Below are 517 nucleotides of genomic sequence, written 5' to 3'. Positions count from 1 at the left end.
TGATAGATTTGGTTTCTTTTCCTTTGGCACATGTTTCTTGAAATGGACAGCCCAAACATTCTGTACAACGATACGTTCTTTTGATAGAAGTATAACCATTGCTTGTTTGTTGTTTGCTTTCATGTGAAAAAATAAGGCGTTTTTCATTGGCGCAAATCCATTCATCCAGCTCTTCATCATAAGACATATTTTCTACGCGACCGATTTGTTTCGTCCAAGCTTTCGTTTGTTCTTTTTCAAACGTATTGTATTTCACATATGCTTTCATATTTTTCTCTTCGCAGAATGCATAGTTTTCTTCGCTTCCATAACCAGAATCAGCAACCACATTTTTAGGTTTTACACGATTGTACTTCTCAAACATTTCAAAATGAGGAATGAAACAAGTTGTATCTCCCGCTTTTTGATGAATACTAAACCCTGTAATAAATTGATCCTCCGTTCCAACTTGTAGATTGTATCCTGGTTTAAGCTGACCGTTTTTCATATGGTCTTCTTTCATCCGCATAAAGGTCGC

General features: G+C 36.2%; 1 protein-coding gene. It reads right to left on the bottom strand.

Going from position 1 to position 517, the window contains the following annotated elements; translation table 11 throughout:
* Nucleotides 1-517, bottom strand: a 517-nt coding sequence (locus tag FH036_RS26940) for a transposase (protein WP_139896433.1), incomplete at both ends; no start/stop codon positions are given.

The sequence above is a fragment of the Bacillus sp. CD3-5 genome, assembly GCF_006349665.1.
Taxonomy (GTDB): domain Bacteria; phylum Bacillota; class Bacilli; order Bacillales; family Bacillaceae_G; genus Bacillus_A; species Bacillus_A paranthracis.
This window is presented reverse-complemented; position numbering and strand designations above follow the sequence as displayed.